At 65.9% G+C, this 18011-nt stretch carries 16 protein-coding genes; 7 read left to right on the plus strand and 9 right to left on the minus strand.

Annotation, left to right across the window (positions count from 1 at the left end; translation table 11 throughout):
• Positions 1–11 precede the first annotated feature (11 nt).
• On the minus strand, positions 12–731 hold the full coding sequence (locus tag M3I53_RS25755; RefSeq protein WP_254318664.1) for a polysaccharide biosynthesis/export family protein: 720 nt from the start codon (positions 729–731) through the stop codon (positions 12–14).
• Between the two features lie 180 nt (positions 732–911).
• Here M3I53_RS25755 and M3I53_RS25760 point away from each other — a divergent pair, with 180 nt between their 5' ends.
• Positions 912–3086, plus strand: coding sequence for a hypothetical protein (locus M3I53_RS25760; RefSeq protein WP_254318665.1), 2175 nt, complete (start codon positions 912–914; stop codon positions 3084–3086).
• Positions 3087–3105: 19 nt separating this feature from the next.
• The gene (locus M3I53_RS25765) at positions 3106–4077 is read left to right on the plus strand and encodes a DUF6492 family protein (protein ID WP_254318666.1); all 972 of its coding nucleotides are present in this window, start codon (positions 3106–3108) and stop codon (positions 4075–4077) included.
• Between the two features lie 48 nt (positions 4078–4125).
• Here the strand turns inward: M3I53_RS25765 and M3I53_RS25770 are convergent, their stop codons facing one another.
• From M3I53_RS25770 to M3I53_RS25790, 5 genes are all read right to left on the minus strand, one after another.
• A complete protein-coding gene (locus tag M3I53_RS25770) occupies positions 4126–4578 on the minus strand; it encodes a lytic transglycosylase domain-containing protein (protein WP_375542581.1) in 453 nt (150 codons plus the stop codon).
• Positions 4579–4659: 81 nt separating this feature from the next.
• Positions 4660–5004: a hypothetical protein gene (locus M3I53_RS25775; RefSeq protein WP_254318668.1), complete on the minus strand. Its 345-nt coding sequence runs from the start codon at positions 5002–5004 to the stop codon at positions 4660–4662.
• Between the two features lie 4 nt (positions 5005–5008).
• A complete protein-coding gene (locus M3I53_RS25780; protein ID WP_254318669.1) occupies positions 5009–5383 on the minus strand; it encodes a hypothetical protein in 375 nt (124 codons plus the stop codon).
• Between the two features lie 268 nt (positions 5384–5651).
• Positions 5652–5945 carry a GYD domain-containing protein gene (locus M3I53_RS25785; RefSeq protein ID WP_254318670.1) on the minus strand — a complete coding sequence of 98 codons (294 nt, stop codon included), beginning with the start codon at positions 5943–5945 and terminating at the stop codon, positions 5652–5654.
• Positions 5946–5979: 34 nt separating this feature from the next.
• Positions 5980–7386 (minus strand): FAD-binding oxidoreductase, encoded by a 1407-nt coding sequence (locus M3I53_RS25790; protein WP_254318671.1) that lies wholly within the window; start codon positions 7384–7386, stop codon positions 5980–5982.
• A gap of 480 nt (positions 7387–7866) precedes the next feature.
• Here M3I53_RS25790 and M3I53_RS25795 point away from each other — a divergent pair, with 480 nt between their 5' ends.
• Positions 7867–8826, plus strand: coding sequence for a DNA-binding protein (locus tag M3I53_RS25795; RefSeq protein WP_254318672.1), 960 nt, complete (start codon positions 7867–7869; stop codon positions 8824–8826).
• A 62-nt stretch (positions 8827–8888) separates the two neighbouring features.
• Here the strand turns inward: M3I53_RS25795 and M3I53_RS25800 are convergent, their stop codons facing one another.
• The gene (locus M3I53_RS25800; protein ID WP_254318673.1) at positions 8889–9362 is read right to left on the minus strand and encodes an Lrp/AsnC family transcriptional regulator; all 474 of its coding nucleotides are present in this window, start codon (positions 9360–9362) and stop codon (positions 8889–8891) included.
• Between the two features lie 140 nt (positions 9363–9502).
• On the opposite strand from M3I53_RS25800, the gene M3I53_RS25805 reads away from it, so the two are divergent.
• From M3I53_RS25805 to M3I53_RS25820, 4 genes are all read left to right on the plus strand, one after another.
• Positions 9503–13036 carry an indolepyruvate ferredoxin oxidoreductase family protein gene (locus M3I53_RS25805; protein WP_254318674.1) on the plus strand — a complete coding sequence of 1178 codons (3534 nt, stop codon included), beginning with the start codon at positions 9503–9505 and terminating at the stop codon, positions 13034–13036.
• Positions 13037–13077: 41 nt separating this feature from the next.
• Positions 13078–13845: an SDR family NAD(P)-dependent oxidoreductase gene (locus M3I53_RS25810; protein ID WP_254318703.1), complete on the plus strand. Its 768-nt coding sequence runs from the start codon at positions 13078–13080 to the stop codon at positions 13843–13845.
• A 92-nt stretch (positions 13846–13937) separates the two neighbouring features.
• A complete protein-coding gene (locus tag M3I53_RS25815) occupies positions 13938–14843 on the plus strand; it encodes a LysR family transcriptional regulator (protein WP_254318675.1) in 906 nt (301 codons plus the stop codon).
• Positions 14844–14898: 55 nt separating this feature from the next.
• Positions 14899–16485, plus strand: a complete 1587-nt coding sequence (locus M3I53_RS25820; RefSeq protein ID WP_254318676.1) for a Na+/H+ antiporter — start codon at positions 14899–14901, stop codon at positions 16483–16485.
• A gap of 37 nt (positions 16486–16522) precedes the next feature.
• Here M3I53_RS25820 and M3I53_RS25825 read toward each other — a convergent pair whose 3' ends face one another.
• Positions 16523–16738, minus strand: coding sequence for a YXWGXW repeat-containing protein (locus tag M3I53_RS25825; RefSeq protein ID WP_254318677.1), 216 nt, complete (start codon positions 16736–16738; stop codon positions 16523–16525).
• Between the two features lie 120 nt (positions 16739–16858).
• A complete protein-coding gene (locus tag M3I53_RS25830) occupies positions 16859–18007 on the minus strand; it encodes a DUF1501 domain-containing protein (protein ID WP_302057849.1) in 1149 nt (382 codons plus the stop codon).
• Positions 18008–18011: the final 4 nt, after the last annotated feature.

The raw sequence follows: 18011 nt of genomic DNA on the forward strand, positions 1-18011 counted from the left end.
GCTGAATAAGCTTAGTAAGTCGCGGGGTTGTTCGAGATCGTGTAGTCGAAGCCCCGCTGGAACGGAATGACCTTGTCGATGTACTGATCGACCCACTGGTCGACTTCGGCGATCGAGGACTTCGGCACGAAGATCGTGTCGGTGGCCTGCAGAATGACGTCCTGGGTCGGGTCGCCGCGATGCGTGAGCGCGTCGAGGTCGATCGTGCGCAGCATCGGGCGGCCATCGGGGCTGCGGCGAATCACCACGACTTCGTTGGTGCGCGCCGTGTCGAGCAAGCCCTGCGCTGCGGCGATGGCCTGCAGCACGCTCATGCCCGTGTGCAGCGCGATTTCGCCGGGGCGCGCGACCTGGCCGGCCACATAGATCTTGGCGGCCGACTGCACGATGGAAACCGAAGCGTGCGCGTTCTTCGCCATGCCGTTGGCGGCGAGCGCCTTGTTGATGGCGTCGCCGAGCTGGCCGACCGTGAGGCCTGCCGCCGGGATCGTGCCCGCGAACGGCATCGTCAGGCCGCCGTCCGGCGCGACTGAGCCGCGAAAGTTCAGCTCGGCATTGAAGGGCATGACGACCGAAAGGTCGTCGCCGGGTTCGATGCGATAGACGCCGGGCGTGGCTTGCGACCACGCGGCGAACTGCGCGCGCTGCTGGAATTGCGGTTCCACCCAGGTCTGGGTGCAGGCGGTAAGCGTCAGCAGCCCGAGGACACAGGCTGGTCGGAGTATGTTCATCGGGCGCGTGGGTGAAGCGGTGGCTTGCGGTTCCTGATCTCTTGTCAAGTAACGGCAGGAATTGCCGTTAATGAAGGGTGGAACTCACACGATTTTTTCGCGAATTTGCCAAGACTGTCAGTTTAACGCGACATTCTGAATGTTTTCTTACGTATTATATGCGCCGTCGAATCTTCACTGTTGGCCCGGAACCGCACCTGTATGGTTATTACTACTAGAACAAGGCCTGAAAGGAAGGCGGCTGTTGTCGAACTGACGGTCCGGGATTATCTCAACACCTTTTTTTATTATCGCAAGATTGCAACAGCGGTATTTCTTTCCGTTGTAGCGATCGGCGTGGCCGTCGCGCTTCTGGTGCCCATGCCCTACCGGGCGCAGTCGACGCTGCTCGTACTCCTTGCAGGATATTACGACCAGTCGAACAACACGAATGGCGCCGCCGCGGTGCAGCCCGCCATTGGCCAGCTCGACGGCGTCGAGGCGCAAATCCTCGGCAGCCCGGAACTGCATCGCGACGTGGTGATTGCGAAACTGGGGCCGAACGCAAGCGAACACGAAATCGACAGCCATTTGCAGGAGTTCGAGCATCGGTTGCATATCGAGCAGAACGATCTCGCGAGCACCATCAACCTCACGTATTACGACGCCGATCCCAAGGAAGCGGCCGATGCGCTTTCGCGTCTGCTCGATACGTACTTCCGCCGGCGCGCGACGATTTTCACGTCGGGCCGCGTCGATTTCCTGACCGGTCAGCGCGACGAAGTCGCAAGGCAACTGAAAAAAGCCGATGCCGACCTGCTCGCGTTCGAGAAAACGCACGGCATCGTCAATATAGACGACCAGACCTCGCGCGCCGTGCTGCTCGAAAGCCAGCTGGTTCAGCAAAAGCTCGAGAACGACACGGCGCTCGCGCAGCATCGCGGCGAACTGAAGTCGGAGCAGGCGTCGTCGAAGGGGGTGAAGGCGACGATTCCGATCTTCACCGACGACTCCGAAGCCGCTCACGCGCTGGACACGATGCAGCTTTCGCTGATGCAGCTCGAAGCGCGCCGCGCCGATTTCGCCTCGCGCTACATGGATAGCTCGCCGTTCGTGCAGCAGCTCGATCAGCAGATTGCCGACATGCACGCGAGCATCGCGCGGCGCAAGGCCCAGATGGCCACCGCCACGCGCTACGGGCACAACGATTACTACGACGTGGTGCAAGGGCGGCTCGCCGCGCTCAATGCCGGCATCGCGGGCGAAACCGCGCGCCAGCAGGCGCTCGAAGATCAGATCAAGGACACGCGCGCGAAGCTGCGCAGCTTGAGCGACATCTCCAGCCAGATGCGCCAGCTGCAGGCAACGCGCGACATTCTGGCCGACAGCTTCAAGGACCGTTCGCGCCAGGTCGAGCTGGCGAAGATACAGCAGGAGCAGGTGAGCCAGGTGAACAGCACGAACGTGCGCGTGATCCAGGCGCCGTTCCCGCCTTCGCAGCGCAGCGTGTCGGCCAGCCTCATCATTGCGGCGAGCGTGGCGGCCGGTCTGCTGATTTCGGCGCTCGTGGTGCTCGTCATGGCGAGCATGCGCGAGACCTTCCTGAGTCCGGAGCAGGCCGAGCGCTCGCTGCTGCTGCCGGTGCTGAACGCGCCGGTGATGCTTGGCGGCGGCGCACGGCGGCCCGGCGCCGCGGGCGCGTCAGCTGACGCAGGCAAGGCGGCCAGCCGGCCCGCGCATATGGCGTATGGCCGCATGATCGCGGCCATCAACGCCAGCACGGACTCGCCCGCCAAGGTCGTCATGGCGCTCTCGTTCGGCAAGAACGACGGGCTGCTTTCGGTGATTCGCGGCCTCGCCGTCGAACTGGAGCACCGCACGACCAAGCCGGTCCTCATTCTCGACATGGCTTCCGGCACCGACGCGCCGCTCTATGGGCCGCCGAACGCGCAGGGCCTGCTGACGTGGTCGGGGCACGGCGGGCAAAGCCGTGCGGCGAGCGCGGCGCCCACGGAGATCGCGGCGTCGGGTGGCCTCGTGTTCGAGAGCGTCGAGCGGCACAACATCGTCGTCGCGCGGCCGGAAAGCGGCGCGTTCCCGACTTCGTGGCAGCAGACCACGACTCTCTTCGACGCGCTGCGCGAGGCGCACGACTACATCGTCGTGCATGCGCCGCCGGCTAGCCAGTCCTTCGCCGGCATCGAAAACGCGGCGCTGGCGGACGCTACGGTCATGGCGGTGCGCGCAGAGGTTTCGCGCAAGCCCGTGGTCCTCGGCCTGAAAACGCAGCTGCTCGACGCGGGCGGCAGGCTGATCGGCATTGCGCTGACGCATCGGCGCGGCTACATCCCGAACTTTATCTATCGATTCTTCTAACATTCGGGACCTGACTGCCATGCACCAGATCAGCGCCATCCTGCCGGTCAAGACGCGGGGACGGCATTACGCCGACAACATCGGTCGTTGCGACATCCTCTTCTCGTCGCTGCGTCACTTCACGACGCCCAGGACGTTTCACCGTTTCGTGATCGTCGTGCCGCACGACGAACTCGAAGAGGTCAAAGGCTACGCGAAAGCGTGGTCCGATTTCCCCATCGAAGTGGTCGACGAATCGCTGTACATGGGCATTTTTGCGGAGTTTTCGCAGCGTCATCAGATCCGCAACTGGCACCGGCAGCAGATCATCAAGCTCAATGCGCCCGAATGGATCGAGACCGAGTATTTCCTCGTGCTCGACCCCGACTGCTTCGCCACGCATCGCTTCAGCGCGGACACGCTGATTCTCGACGGCCGTGCGCTCACGCATGTGCAGCCGCGCACAGTGGAGCCGTATTACTGGGAGGCGTCGGCGAAGCTGCTGAAACTCGATCCTCAACTCGCGCGCGACGGCATCTGGTGGACGCCGGCCATCCTGTCGCGCACGCTGTGCCTGAGCCTGCAACAGCGCCTCGCGGCCCTGCATGGCACCGACTGGCGGCGCGTGCTGCTTGCCAATTACGCGCTCGACTGGACCGAATACACGCTCTACTGGCTCAACGCGGAAAACGAAGGGCTGCTGGATCAGTACCACACGGGCCCGAAGCCAGGCCAGCGCGCTCTGCACGCCGACGAAAGCGTCTGGTTCGCCGACAAGATGGAAGGCTGGAGCGAGGCCCGCCATCTCGCGCCGGAAAGCGATGGCATGTTCGCCGTGGTCCAGAGCAACACGCACATCTCGCCGGAGCGCGTGGTGGAGAAGCTTGCGCCGTATTTCCCGATCACGCTGCAGCCTTACGAGCGTCATGTCGACCCCGCGCTCAAGGGTGCCGAGCTTTATTCGGCCGTGGCGCGTCGCGGACTCAAGCTGTTGAACAAGCTGCGCGGTTAAGCGGTTGTTGCGTATAAAAGGAATCTGAAGGGACGCCGGGCGCGTCGGTCATCGCCCCGGCTGCAAGTGGCCCCAGCTCACGAGGATCGCCTGAATGCTGCGCGCGTAGGCGTCGCGCTCGTGCGGCGACTCCGAGTGGTACGCGCCAATGGCGCGCCACGTGTTGCCGTATCGCACCATCTTTTGTTTGAGCAGCCAGGCCGCCACGAAAATATTCACGCACGGGTCCGTGAGGGCCCCGTGAGGAATGCCCTCGCGCGAAAGCTCCGAAAAGTGGATCGAGTTGATCTGCGCTTGCCCCACGTCGATCGAGCCGTTCGCATTGTGATTGATGGCCGCCGCGTCGCCTTTCGACTCACGCCACGCCACGGCGCGCAGCACGAGCGGATTCACGCCCTGGTAGGCGCCGGCCCTTTCGAAGCATTCGTCGGCGGCCGGCGCCGCATGCGCGGCCGTTGCGCCGAGCGCCGCGAGGCTCGCGAACGCGACCCACGCGCGCATGACTCGCGATCGTAGCTGGCGCTGGGCGTAGGTCTTCTGCTGCATGGGTCGAAGCTCCGGGTTGGGCGTCAATGCGCGACGTCACTGCGCGAGAGCGGAATCGAGTTGCTGCTCGATGTCCTTGAGATAGGCGCGCGAAGTGTCGGAGACAACGAGACGCGGCGTCGGCATGGCGCAGTGGCAATCGCGCTGGCGCGCCTTCTTCTTGCTGTGCGAAGACGAATGCGGCGCGGCAACCTCGTCGTCGTCGCCGGTGGCAGGCGGCAGCATGGCCAGCGAGGGCAGCGGCGGATAAACCTTATCGGCGGCGGGCGGGGCGGCAGCGGCAACCACGGTGGCAGCGGCGGGCGCGCTGGCCGCGGGTTGGCCCGCCCAGGCGGCGCTACAGAAACCGAGTGCGGCGGCCGCGAGAACGATTGGACGCATCGTGTCAGCTCCCCGCATGCCACGGCTCGATCGAGACGCTGTACGTCTGGTTCGCACCCGCCGTCAGGTTTTCGAGCGTGGGCTTGGGCCCTTGCGCGGGTACGCCCCGCCAGATGGCCTGATTGATGTATTTGAAGTCCTGGCCGAGCGCCGTCACGCGGATCACGGTGGGCTGCTTCTGCGCGGCGGCGAGCGCGCCCGCCTTGGCGAGCACCGCGCTCAGTTGCGCGTCGTGCGCGCCTAGCGCGTCGGCGGGAATGTCGAACTTCATGATGACGTTCGACGCGGCGGGTTTCCCGGTTTGTGCCGTGCTGGGCGGCTGCAGTTGCGCGCAGCCTGTCACAACCATTACGGCAAGTAAAAGCAAAACGCGCGTCACGGCCGGGCCTCCAGAAAATCGTGGCGATGTACGCGTTGTCGGCCTCGCGAGCGCGGACTTGATACCCGGGCGGCAAACGTTTGCCAAAAAGAAAGACTTCGCTCGCGCAGCGCGGCTTCCCGGAAGGTTGCTCGCGCGCCATGGTGTGTTCGGGCAGGGAACTGCCTCGCCAAAATGGCGGGGAAATGCGCTGCGCATGCAGCGAATAGGTATGAAGAAAGATGCGCGGCGGCGCGGCACCGGCCCGGGTGCCGCGCGCCGGCGTTCGTTAATTGAGCTTGCCGAGCACCGCCGTGAACTCATCCTTGCTCAAGGCGCGCAGCGTTTGCGTGCGGATATTGCCGAGCGACCCGAGCGCCAGGCCGAACGCCATGAAGCTTTGCTCGTCGGGCGCTTCGATGACCGTAACGATGTCGTATTTCCCGAGCGTCCAATAGATCTGCTTCATTTCACAGCCGAAAGTTTTGGCGAGTTCTGCTGCCTGACCGGCGCGTTGCGCGCTGTTTTTGACGGCGCGGATTCCCTGGTCGGTGAACTGCGAGAGCACCACATAAGTCGCCATGACGAATCTCCTTACGATGACATCGATACGCGGATTACTGGCTTGCCTCGGCCGACCCTTCGGGCCGGATGTTCTGGTTGTGGCGGAAAAGATTCTGCGGGTCGTATTTCGTCTTGACGGCGACGAGACGGCTCATGTTTGGGCCATAAGCCGCCTCGACACGAGTGCGTTCGTCGTCGGTGAGGAAGTTCACGTAGACGCTGCCAAGGCCATAAGGCGCGGAAGCTTCGAAGAAGCCGCGCGCCCAGGCGACGCAGCGGGCGTCGTCGGCGGGATCGGTCCAGCGGCCGTGCACGTTCATGACGTAGAGCGCGTCGCGGTTCGGGTAGGCCATCGCATCGGGCGCGACGCGCTGGGTCGCGCCCCCGATCTGCCCGAAGAATATTTCGCACTCGGGGGAGGGCAGTGCGGCGATGGCGTCGATCAGCGTGTCGATGAGACCGTCGGGCAGCGCGGCGAGATTGTGCGATTTCCAGTAGTTGCGCGCCCCCGGCGTGAGGAGCGGATCGAATGCCTGCTGCCACGCGGCGTAGGGCATCGGCCCGAGATGTTCGCCACACGGCTTGCCGAAGCGCCGCACCGCGTCCACCGCGGTCGGCCCGTTCTCCAGCGGCCCCGAATAGCAGATCGCGAACACGATGACTGGCTTGCCGTGCACCTCGGATGGCAGGAAAGGCAGCGGCGGCGCGAGACGCGAGACGCTCCACACGGTCAGGTCTTCGGGCATCGCTTCGACCGCCTCGCGGTAGTGCGTCAGCGCTTCTTTCGCGGCGTCGAACGGGAGCACGACCAGTCCGCCGTAGATCTCGGGACCGACGGGGTGTAGCGCGAACTCGAACATCGTCACAACACCGAAGTTGCCGCCGCCGCCGCGCAGCGCCCAGAAGAGGTCGGCGTTTTCTTCGGCGCTCGCGCGCAGCAGATTGCCGTCGGCGGTCACGACGTCGGCGGCGACGAGGTTGTCGACCGACATGCCGAAGCGCCGGCTTAGCCAGCCGAAGCCGGCGCCCAGCGTGAGACCCGCGACGCCCGTCGTCGAATTGATGCCGAGCGGCGTGGCGAGGCCGAACGCCTGTGCCTCGTGGTCGAAGTCGTGCAGCGTGGCGCCCGGCTCCACATACGCGCGGCGCGTGGCGGGCTCGACTCTGACCGACTTCATCAGCGAGAGATCGATCACGATGCCGCCGTCGCATAGCGCGCTGCCCGCGATATTGTGGCCGCCGCCGCGCACGGCGAGCGGCAGACCGGATTCGCGCGCGAGCGCCACGGCCTGGCGCACGTCGGCGCAACCGCGGCAGCGCACGATGAGCGCGGGGCGGCGCTCGATCATCGCGTTCCAGATTTGCCGGGCTTCTTCATAGGCCGCGTCGCCGGGTTGCAGGGCTTCGCCGCGCAGCGCGCTTTTCAATGTGGCGATGGATTCGCTCGACAGGCTCGACATGGCACACCTCTCAATCAACGGAACGGACAAGCGCGCGCCAACAGCCGGGCGAGCGTCTTCATGGACTGAACGGAACTGCAGGCGACCGCTTCAATTGTCGAATCAATGCGGCTTACACACGCGCGTGACGCGGCGTGCGTCCGGTCGGGAAAGCGGGAAGGAAGGGCTTTCGCAAAGGGCGGCAGGGGCCGCCTCGGGCCGGACCGCGAGGGACCGGGCGGCGAGCACGCTGTGACGGTCTGGATCGTACCCAGTCAGCCACCGAGCCTCGCCGATTCATTAGATAACCTAAATTATGCAGCTTGATAAAAAAGCGTGCGATTAATTCAGATTATTGTCGCGTCTGGATTCGCCTTAGTAGTTTAGCAAGCGCAATGCATGGCTTCTATGATTTTCGCGCAAGAGCGGGCTGCATGCGTGGCGGTAGGAACCATACGCTTTGCGTTGTAATATCGACGCATTCCAGCCCCCCACTGCCCCATGACCGACGTCGCCCCCGACGAAGTACGCCTCGCCGCCGAGATCGAGCGGCTCAAGGCCGAGTTTCCCAAAACGCGCGAGCTGTATCGCGAAGTGTGCGCGCTGATGTTCTTCCGCTACGGCATTACGCCCACGGCCAACCGGCTCTATCAGCTCGTGCGCCGCGGCAGCATGAGCACGCCTACAGCAGTGCTTTCTGAGTTCTGGGCCACCCTGCGCGAAAAGAGCCGCTTGCGTATCGAACACGCCGATCTGCCCGAGGAGCTGCAAGGGGCCGCCGGCGAACTGATGGGCGCGCTCTGGACGCGCGCCACGGCGGCCGCGCAGGCGTCGCTCGAAGCGCTGCGGCTCGAAGTGGAGGAGGCACGCCGCGCCGCGGAAGGCGCAACCGCCGTCGTGCGCGCAGACCTGTCGCACACGGAGGTGGCGCTCGAACAGCGCACCGCCGCGCTGCTCACGGCGCAGGTGCGCATTCAGGAGCTGGAACAGGCGCAAGCCGCCGCGGTTGCCACGCGCGGCGCACTCGAAGCGGAACTGACGCGCGAGCGCGAAGCGAGCCGCGAACGCGACATGGCGCTCACCCAGGCGCGCGCCGACTTTGCGGCCGCACGCGACAAGCTGCGCGCAAGCGCCGAACTCGCGCAAACGCGCTGGCAGGCAGCGGAGAAGCGCGCCCAGCTCGAAATCGAGCGCGAGCGCACGGCCAACGTGCGTTTGCAGCGCGACGCCGAAGCCGCTGCGCAGCGCGCGGTGCGCACGGAGGAAAGTGCGCGCGCTGAAATTCAGGCATTGCAGACGCAACTGGGCGATTTGCGCCACCAGGTGGGCATGCTCGAAGGCAGGCTCGACGCGCTGCGTTCGACCCGCGAGGTTCAGGGGCGCGGGCGGGAGTCCGCGCCGGAGAAGGGCGCCGCAGCGAGGCCGTTGCGAGCGGCGCGCAAGACGGGGCAAAAGGCGTGAACGCCCTGGCTACGCAGTGACTCCCTCGAAATCCTGACCGAAGAGCAGCATTGCGCCGCGTGTCACTCGTCGCGCACGCGCACCGGCAGCCCGGTTTTGTACTCCACGCGGCGCAGCGCCACGGAAGTGTGAATGTCGCGCACGCCCTCGATCTTGGTGAGGCGCGTCATGACGAAACGCTCGATGCCCGCAATATCGCTCGCCACCACGCGCAGCATGTAGTCGAACGCGCCCGTCATCAAGTAGCACTCCATCACTTCGTCGTAGTTCGAGATTGCGCGCTCGAACGCGGCTAGCCGTGTCTCGTTCTTCTTCTCGATTGCCACTGACACGTACGCGTTTACGGGAAAGCCCGCCTTCTCCTGATCGAGCAGCGTGACGTACTGCGTGATGACGCCGCGCTCTTCGAGCATGCGGATGCGCCGGTAGAACGGCGAGAGCGAAAGCCCGAGCGATTCCGCGAGGTCGGCGGACTTCACGTGCGCGTCGCGCTGCAGGGCGTGCAGGATGGCCACATCCACGCGGTCGAATTTCATTGGCCAGGTTTCCCTAAAAAAGGCGGATTTTGGGCGAGTGTTGCTAATGCACGAGAATTCCGTGGCTCAGTTTGGCACGAATCGCCGCTATTAGCTACCTAGAATCCGCTATACCCACAAGTCGAACAGCGGAGACAACCATGAACATGCGAGCCGTCGAGACCGACCGCCAGATCGATACGGACTATCGCCTCGAAGACCGCTACCTGCGCGAGGACGGCGCCGTCTTTCTCACCGGCACTCAGGCGCTCGTGCGCATCCTGATCGAACAGGCGCGCGCGGACCGGCGCGCCGGGCTGAAAACGGCGGGCCTCGTCTCCGGCTATCGCGGCTCGCCGCTCGGCGGATTCGATCAGGAGCTGTGGCGCCAGAAGGCATTGCTCGCGGACTTCGACGTGCGCTTCGAGCCGGGCCTGAACGAAGACCTTGGCGCGACCATGCTGTGGGGCGCGCAGCAGCTCGACGCGTTTCCGGGCAAACGTGTGGAAGGCGTGTACTCGATGTGGTACGGCAAGGGGCCGGGCGTGGACCGTACCGGCGACGTGTTCCGCAACGCGAACATGCTCGGCACCGCGCGGCACGGCGGCGTGCTGGCCGTGGCCGGCGACGACCACGCGGCGCAGTCGTCGATGTTTCCGCACCAGACGGATCACGTATTCGAAGGCGCGATGATGCCGATTCTCTTTCCGGCGTCGGTTGAGGAGTACATCGAGTACGGGCTCACCGGCTATGCGCTTTCGCGTTTCAGCGGACTCTGGGTCGGCTTCAAGGCGATTACGGAGACGGTGGAAAGCGGCCGCTCGATGCGCGTGGGCCGCGGCGCGCCGTTGCGTTTGCCCGAAGACATCGCGGTGCCCGCACAGCGCGGCTTCAACTACGACCCGCAATTGCGCTGGCCCGCGGAGCGCGCCGAACTGGAGCGCCGCGTGCTCGAAGAGCGCCTGCCCGGCGCGCTCGCCTTCATGCGCGCGAATCCGCTCGACCGCGCGTTGCTGCGGCCTGCGCAGGCGCGCGTGGGTATCGTGACGGTTGGCAAGGCGCATGCGGACGTGCTGGCCGCGTTCGAGGCGCTGGGGCTCACGGCCGGGCGCCTCGAACAACTTGGTATCGGGCTTTATAAGGTCGGCATGATCTGGCCGCTCGAAACGGAGGGGCTCAAGGCATTTGCGCGCGGCATGCAGGCGCTTTTCGTCGTGGAGGAAAAGCGCTCGTTCGTGGAGCGGCAGATCAAGGAAGCGCTCTTCAACGTGCGCGCCGACGAGCGACCCTCCGTGCACGGGAAGACGCTTGGCGAGCGCGAGCCGCTGCTGTCCGCCGCGATGGAGTTCGCGCCCGAGCAGCTCGCGCAGGCGCTGCAGCGGTTTTTCCGACACGTCGAAGTCGATTTGCCGCTGGTCGCTACGGGCGCAACCCAGGCGCGTCTGGGCGGCGCGCAGCGCGTGATCGCGCTCGCGCAGGTGCCGCCAGGCGAACCGCTCACCCGCAAGCCGTTCTTCTGCGCGGGTTGCCCGCACAATACGTCGACGCGTCTGCCCGAGGGCTCGCATGCCGCGGCGGGCATCGGCTGCCACATCATGGCGCTCGGCGAGGCGGGCGACACGGCGACGTTTTGCCAGATGGGCGGCGAAGGCGTGCAGTGGGTCGGCATGTCGACTTTCACGGACATGCCGCATCTGTTCGTGAATCTCGGCGACGGCACCTATCAGCACTCGGGCAGCCTGGCGATCCGCCAGGCCGTGGCGGCGCGCGCGAACGTCACCTACAAGATCCTCTTCAACGACGCGGTGGCAATGACCGGCGGCCAGCCCGCAGAGGGCGGCCTCACCGTGCATCGCGTGGTGGCGCAGGTCCGGGCCGAAGGCGTCAACGAAGTCGTCGTGGTGACCGACCGGCCCGAGCAGTACGCGGGCTCGCAGGCGTTGCCTGCGGGCGTGACGCTCCTGCACCGCGACGCACTCGAAGCGCTGCAGCGCCGCCTGCGCGAACAGAAGGGCGTTTCGGTGATCGTCTACGACCAGACCTGCGCCGCCGAAAAGCGCCGCCGCCGCAAGCGCGGCAAGCTGATCGACCCGCCCACGCGTGTGGTGATCAATCCGGCCGTGTGCGAGGGCTGCGGCGACTGCTCCGTGCAGTCGAACTGCATCGCGATCGAGCCGCTTGAAACGGAGTTGGGCCGCAAGCGGGCCATCAACCAATCGAGTTGCAACAAGGACACCTCGTGCGTGAAGGGCTTCTGCCCGAGCTTCGTGACGGTCGAGGGCATGGAGCCGAAGCGCCCGGACGCCGCGCGCATTCAGCGCATCGAAGCCGAACTGCGCGCCACGCTCGCACCGCCCGCGCGCGTGCCGCAGGCGCTTGAGCAACATCTGCGCATGGTGGTGACGGGTGTGGGCGGCACGGGCGTCGTGACGATCGGCGCGATCCTCGCCATGGCCGCGCACCTCGAAGGGCGCGGCGCCTCTACGCTCGACTTCACGGGCCTCGCGCAAAAGAACGGCGCGGTGTTGAGCCACGTGCAGATCGCGCAGAGCCGCGGGCTCATCACCACTTCGCGTATCGGCGCTCATGCGGCCAACGTGCTGCTGGGCTGCGACGCCGTGGTGGCGGCATCGTCTGGCGCGCTCTCGCGCTTGCCGGCCGGCGGCGCGCGCGCGATCGTGAACGAGCGCATCAACGCGACAGCCGACTTCGTGCGCGACGGCGATCTGCCCGTGAGCAAGGCCGTCCATCAGGCCGCGATAGAGAGCGCGATGGGCGCGGACGGCGCCGTCTTCTGGGACTGCACGGCGGCGGCGGAAGCGATTTTCGGCGACGCGATAGCCTCGAACATGATGATGGTGGGCTACGCGTATCAGTCGGGCCTCGTGCCGCTTTCCGAAGCATCCATCCTGCAGGCAATCGTGCTCAATGGCGCGGCCGTGAAGATGAACGAACGCGCGTTCCTCTGGGGACGTTTGATCGCACAGGACGCTCGCGCGCTCGAACGCGTGACGGGGGCGCACATTGCGGTCGCGGACACGCCGTTCGATCTCGCTCGCTTCGTGGCCGAGCGCGAGCGCGATCTCACGCAATACCAGAATGCCGCCTATGCGAAGCGCTATCGCGCGCTGGTCGATGCCGTCGCGCAGGCAGAGCGCGCAGTCGAAGGGGCCAGTGGCGCGCTTGCGCAAGCGGCGGCGCGCCATTATTTCAAGGTGCTCGCCTACAAGGACGAATACGAGGTCGCGCGCCTGCACACCGATGGCGGCTTCGGCACGTACTTGTCCGGCTTGTTCGATGGCACGGCGGGCAAGAAGACCTTCCACATGGCGCCGCCGCTCCTCACACGCCGCGATGCGCAAACGGGACGCCGCAACAAGATCGCGCTGCGCGGCGTGTGGGCCGAGCCGCTGCTGCGCGTGCTCAAACACGGCAAGGCGCTGCGCGGCACGCCGTTCGATCCGTTCGCACGGCAGCGCGACCGCGTGATCGAGCGCGCGATGATCGGCGAATTCGAGGACGACGTGCGCCTCGTACTCGGCAAGCTGACGCAGCAGACGCTTCCTGCAGCCGTCGGGCTGCTTGGGGTGCCGGGTGCGGTGCGGGGCTTCGGTATCGTCAAGGAGCGCAATTACGAGCGTTCGCGCGGTGTGCGCGAAAAGTATCGCGCGGAACTGGCAGGCGAAACGGTTTGACATATCGGATAACTAATCGATAACCCATGGAGGCGATTCAAATGATTGTGCAGGACAAGACGTTTTTCATCACGGGCGGTGGTTCTGGGCTCGGCGCGGCGGTGGGCCGACATCTGCTCGAGCGCGGCGCGAATGTCGTGTTCGGCGATATCGACCTGGCCCGTGCGCGTGACGTGGCGGCTCTCGGCGGCGAGCATGCACTGGCCGTCGAGGTGGATGTGACGCTGGCGGCAAGCGTCGAGTCGGCCATCGCGCTCGTCACGCAGCGCTTCGGTGCGCTGCATGGCGTGGTGAACTGCGCGGGGATCGCACCGGCGCAGCGCATCGTCGGAAAAGAAGGGGCGCATTCGCTCGATCTGTTCGCGAAGGTCGTAAGCGTCAACCTCATCGGCACCTTCAACGTGATGCGCCTCGCCGCCGTGGCGATGGCGAACAATACGCCCGACGCCGGCGGCGAGCGCGGCGTGATCGTCAATACGGCTTCGGTGGCCGCGTACGATGGCCAGATCGGACAGTCGGCCTACGCGGCCTCGAAGGGCGGCGTCGTTTCGCTCACGCTGCCGGCGGCGCGCGAACTGGCGCGCAACGGTGTTCGTGTAGTGACCATCGCGCCCGGCATCTTCGAAACGCCGATGCTGCTCGCCATGCCCGCCGAAGTGCAGCAGGCGCTCGGCGCGGGCGTGCCGTTCCCGCAGCGTCTTGGGCAGCCCGCGGAGTTCGCGGCGCTCGTCGAGCATATCGTCGGCAACCGCTATCTCAACGGCGAGGTGATACGGCTGGACGGCGCCTTGCGCATGGCGCCGCGCTGATACCCGTTTTCTGTGGGGCCGACCGCCGCGGGGACGTCGCAGACCGCGTATCGTAGAATCGGAACCATCGACTCACGATATTCGAAAAGCACATGGCCAAGGACGTGACCTTGCGGCAGTTCCGCTACTTCGTGGCGGCGGCCCAGAACGGGCAGTTTTCGATGGCGGCGGCGGCCGAGCATGTCTCGCAGTCGGCGATCACCAATGCGGTGCTGGCGCTCGAGGAGGCGCTCGGCACGCGGCTTTTCGTGCGCTTGCCCCAAGGCGTGGCACTGACGCCGGACGGACAGGACTTCCTCAATCACGCGCGCCACGTGCTGGAGTCGGTGCGCGACGCGCTGCATAAAGCGCCGTTTCGCGCGCACAGCCTGCGCGGTACGGTGCGCATGGCCGCCTCCTATACGCTGCTCGGCTATTTCCTGCCGGAACTCCTTGCACGGTTTCGCGCGACCTATCCCGAGATCGAGATCGATCTGCACGATCTGGACCGGCCCGCCATCGAACAGGCGGTGCTCGCGGGCGAGGTGGACCTCGGCGTCGCCTTGCTTTCCAACGTGGAGCGGCGCGCGCGCTTCGGCCACCACTTGCTGATGCGTTCGCGCCGCCAGTTGTGGGCCGCGCCGACGCATCCGCTCGCACAGATGGGCACCGTCACGCTGCGCGACATCGCGCGTTACCCCTATATCCAGCTCACGGTGGACGAGGGCGAGGCCTCGACGCTGCGCTACTGGAAAAAGCGCCGCGTTGCGCCCAATATCGCGTTTCGCACGAGTTCGATGGAGGCGCTGCGCGGGCTCGTGGCGCATGGCTTTGGCGTGACGATACTCTCGGACATGGTGTTCAGGCCGTGGTCGCTGGAGGGCAAGCGCATCGACGCGTGCGCCATCGAGGATGCCATTGCGCAGATGGAAGCGGGCATGTTGTGGCATCCTGGTGCGGTGCTCAGCGACCCGGCGAGAGCGATGCAGCAGTTTTTGATTCATGCTTGCGGGAATTGAAGGGGGCGGCCGCGCCCCTCCACTCACCGTACCAGGGTAAAAACGAGGAAGCCTCATGTCGGCTGCGTCGGCGTTCAAGCTCGTGCTCCTTTCGCTCATCGCCATCATCGCGCTCGAGCTGCTCGCCAAACGTCTGCGCCTGCCGCCCGCTGCCGCGCTGCTGGTAGGCGGCGCCGCCATGGCCTTCGCGCCCGGTCTGCCGCCGGTCGTGATCGACCCGGACCTCGTTCTCATCGTGTTCCTGCCGCCCTTGCTGATGGACGGCGCTTACTTCTTCGTCTGGTCCGACTTCAAGCGTTACCTCGCGCCCATCCTGCTCTTCGCCATCGGCGCCGTAGCATTCACGACGTGGGCGGTTGGCGTGGTCGCGCATTGGGCCGTTCCTTCGCTGCCGTGGGCAGCATGTTTCGCGCTGGGCGCGGTGGTGTCGCCGCCCGACGCGGTCGCCGCGAAAGCCGTGCTAGAGAGGCTCGCGCTGCCGCGCCGCCTGATGGTGCTGCTCGAAGGCGAGAGCCTGCTCAACGACGCCGCCGGTCTCGTGCTGTTTCGCTTCGCCGTCGCGGCGGCATTGACGGGCGTCTTCAGCGAGCCGAATGCGGCGCTCAGTTTCGTCGGGCTCGCGCTGGGCGGCATTGTGGTCGGCGCTGTCGTCGGCTATGTCGTGGTGTGCCTGCTGCGTCAGCTCGAAGATGAGTATCTGATCATCACCGCCTCCGTCCTCGCAGGCTGGATCGCCTATATCGCGGGGGACATGCTGGACGTTTCGAGTGTGATCGCCACGGTCACGTGCGGCATGCATCTAGGCTGGCATCAGCACGAAATCTTTTCGGCCACGGTGCGCAGCCGCGGCACGGCGTTCTGGCAGGTCATGGTCTTCGTGCTGGAGGCGCTGGTGTTCGTGCTGATCGGCCTCTCGCTGCGTGGGGTGATGCTGCGCCTCGGCGGGACGGCCAATGCCGTCGCGCTGCTCGGTCCCGCTGCGATGGCCGTGGTGCTCGCCGTTGTCGTATCGCGCTGCGTGTGGACGTATGGGACCGAGATCGTCAGGGCCGCGCTAAACCGGATGGTACCGGCCCGCGTGAAAGCGCCGGACTTTCGCGGCGCAACGGTGGTGAGCTGGGCCGGCATGCGCGGCGTGGTTACGCTGGCCATTGCGCTTGCGCTGCCGGAGGCGATGCCTGGCCGCGATCTCATTCTCTTCGCCGCGTTCGCCGTCATTCTGTTCACGGTGCTGCTGCAAGGCACGACCATTGGGCCGCTCATCAAACTCATCAGACCTGCGAACGATATGGAAGATGAGGAACCCTACCTTAGCGAGCCGCAGGCATGGGCGCGCGTCGAAGCCGCGCAGCTGGCGGCGATCACGCCGCTCGTCCATGGGCAGGACGGCAGCGTGATCCACCCGCGGCTGCTGGAGCAGTACACGTATCGTGCGAACCTGACGCGCAATTATGCAAACGCCGAGAGCTTTCCTCAGGAGATGCGCACCTCGCACTACGACGTCGTGCTGGCCGCCGTGGAGGCAGGACGCGCGGAGCTGTTGAAGCTGCACCGCGCTGGACTGATCCACGACGAACTATTGCGCGTGCTCGAACGCGATCTCGATCTGGAAGAGCTGTCGGCGCGACATGGGAAGGGCTGATACTTTTCCGCGCGTTCTTCCGGCGCACGATGCAGCCTTAGTACCCCTGCACCCAATGCCCCGGAATCCACACCCACTGGTTACCTTCCCAACGGTAATGTCCCTTGGACCACGCATAGCCCTCGGCGGGTGCGGGTGGCGGTGTCTCGACGCGCGGCGCCGGCTCCGGGGGATGGGCGGGCTCCACGATACACGCGGAAAGCAGGGCGGCGCAGGCGACCAGGGTCACGGGGTGCAGTAGTTTTATCTTCATGGCGGGTGTCCTCCACTGACTGAAATTGTTTGGTTATCCGAACGGCTGGCCGATCTCGTCGCGTGCCGAGCATCCGGGGCCTCGAAAAGCGGCCGCTTCGGTGTTGCTTGTTCTAACCATTCATGCCCTTATCAGACCCGTTGCCGCATTTTTTGTGCCCGCATCGCCGAATAGCGTCGATGCCGTGCGCTGCGGATCGAGCCCGAGGCTCTGCGCGGCCGCGCCCGCGATCAATGCGTCGAGAGAGGCCGTGGGCTTGAGGTCGCGCGACTCGTAGAGATCCGCGCTGCGCAGCCCCGGCCAGTCGGCCTGTACGCGTCCGCCTGCCACAGCGCCGCCTACGAGCATCGCCACCGAAGCCTGCCCGTGGTCGGTGCCCCCCGTGCCGTTTGCCGCCGCCGTGCGGCCGAACTCGGTCGCGACGAGCACCGTGGTCTTGTCCCACGCGGGGCCGAGTCCGTCGCGCAGCGAGGCGAGCATCGTGTCGAGCGCCTTCAGCTGATTCGCGAGCCGGGCATTCTGCGCGCTGTGCGTGTCCCATCCGCCGGTTTCGATCATGGCGATGCGCGGGCCGTCGGGGCGCGAGAGGAAGCCCGCCGCAAGCTTGCCGACGCTCGCGGGGTCCTGGCGCGCACTGGCGGCGCCCGCAAGCCCACGTGCGTTCATCGCCGAAGTCCAGAGCGCGCGCAGTTGCGGATCGGCTTCGTAGAGCGCGGACACGCGCGTGAGCAGATCGTCGGACGCGCTCGGCAGCGCCGAGGGCGCGTACGAACTCACCTGCACCGCGCCGCGCAGTGCGAGCGGCACGGTAGGCGCTAGCGCAATGGCGTTTTCGCGCGAGGCAGGCAACATGGCGACGAGGCGATTGAGCCAGCCGTCCTTGACCTGATAGGGCGCGCGGCCGCCCGTTTCCAGCACGTTCTGACCGTCGAAGTGCGAGCGGTCGCGATAGGGCGAAGCGATCGCATGCACGAAGAGCGCCTGCTTCTCGCCATACATCTGCGCCATCTGCACGAGCGACGGATGCAGCGCGAACGTGCCGTCGAGTTTCGTGGCCTTGTCGATGTCGATGGCGAGCGGGCCGCGCAGCGTAGCGTAGGCCGGCTCCGCATAGGGCACGACGATGTTGAGTCCGTCGGCCGCGCCGCGCTGGATCACGAACACGAAGCGGCGCTCGGTTTCGACGCTGGCGAAAACGATCTGCGGCGCGACGAGCATCGCGCCCGCGCCGGCGGCGGCGACGCGCAGGAAATGGCGGCGGGAAACCATGGCG

Source organism: Paraburkholderia sp. CNPSo 3272 (assembly GCF_024206495.1).
GTDB lineage: Bacteria > Pseudomonadota > Gammaproteobacteria > Burkholderiales > Burkholderiaceae > Paraburkholderia.

Excerpts from the sequence above, each read along its gene's own strand:
- M3I53_RS25755 (WP_254318664.1), bottom strand. The coding sequence starts at position 731 with ATGAACATACTCCGACCAGCCTGTGTCCTCGGGCTGCTGACGCTTACC.
- M3I53_RS25765 (WP_254318666.1), top strand. The coding sequence starts at position 3,106 with ATGCACCAGATCAGCGCCATCCTGCCGGTCAAGACGCGGGGACGGCAT.
- M3I53_RS25770 (WP_375542581.1), bottom strand. The coding sequence starts at position 4,578 with ATGCGCGCGTGGGTCGCGTTCGCGAGCCTCGCGGCGCTCGGCGCAACG.
- M3I53_RS25775 (WP_254318668.1), bottom strand. The coding sequence starts at position 5,004 with ATGCGTCCAATCGTTCTCGCGGCCGCCGCACTCGGTTTCTGTAGCGCC.
- M3I53_RS25785 (WP_254318670.1), bottom strand. The coding sequence starts at position 5,945 with ATGGCGACTTATGTGGTGCTCTCGCAGTTCACCGACCAGGGAATCCGC.
- M3I53_RS25790 (WP_254318671.1), bottom strand. The coding sequence starts at position 7,386 with ATGTCGAGCCTGTCGAGCGAATCCATCGCCACATTGAAAAGCGCGCTG.
- M3I53_RS25795 (WP_254318672.1), top strand. The coding sequence starts at position 7,867 with ATGACCGACGTCGCCCCCGACGAAGTACGCCTCGCCGCCGAGATCGAG.
- M3I53_RS25800 (WP_254318673.1), bottom strand. The coding sequence starts at position 9,362 with ATGAAATTCGACCGCGTGGATGTGGCCATCCTGCACGCCCTGCAGCGC.
- M3I53_RS25805 (WP_254318674.1), top strand. The coding sequence starts at position 9,503 with ATGAACATGCGAGCCGTCGAGACCGACCGCCAGATCGATACGGACTAT.
- M3I53_RS25810 (WP_254318703.1), top strand. The coding sequence starts at position 13,078 with ATGATTGTGCAGGACAAGACGTTTTTCATCACGGGCGGTGGTTCTGGG.
- M3I53_RS25815 (WP_254318675.1), top strand. The coding sequence starts at position 13,938 with ATGGCCAAGGACGTGACCTTGCGGCAGTTCCGCTACTTCGTGGCGGCG.
- M3I53_RS25820 (WP_254318676.1), top strand. The coding sequence starts at position 14,899 with ATGTCGGCTGCGTCGGCGTTCAAGCTCGTGCTCCTTTCGCTCATCGCC.
- M3I53_RS25825 (WP_254318677.1), bottom strand. The coding sequence starts at position 16,738 with ATGAAGATAAAACTACTGCACCCCGTGACCCTGGTCGCCTGCGCCGCC.
- M3I53_RS25830 (WP_302057849.1), bottom strand. The coding sequence starts at position 18,007 with ATGGTTTCCCGCCGCCATTTCCTGCGCGTCGCCGCCGCCGGCGCGGGC.